Source organism: Citrobacter sp. TBCS-14, assembly GCF_005280805.1.
GTDB classification, from domain to species: domain Bacteria; phylum Pseudomonadota; class Gammaproteobacteria; order Enterobacterales; family Enterobacteriaceae; genus Citrobacter; species Citrobacter gillenii.
Genome location: NZ_SZWM01000435.1, coordinates 1 through 201, shown reverse-complemented (window position 1 = coordinate 201; position 201 = coordinate 1). Strand labels below are relative to the sequence as shown.

Annotated in this window: 1 pseudogene; it reads right to left on the bottom strand. The window is 55.2% G+C overall.

Features of this window, described 5'->3' with window-relative positions:
• Positions 1 to 201 (bottom strand): annotated as a pseudogene (locus FDX22_RS15940) (protoheme IX biogenesis protein HemY); the annotation flags it as partial.

Below are 201 nucleotides of genomic sequence, written 5' to 3'. Positions count from 1 at the left end.
GTCTTACGGCTCTGGTTTTTCCACCATGCGCGTAATCCCTCGCTGCCCTGATCGGCGCGAACCTGATCCATCAGACCCACCCATGCCTGCTGTTCCAGCATCGCACGGTGTTCTTCATCACCCACATGCGCTTTCGCCATTGATGGAATGATATCCAGCAAAGAACTCCATGCGCCGGTGCGAATATAAGCCTGTTCAGCC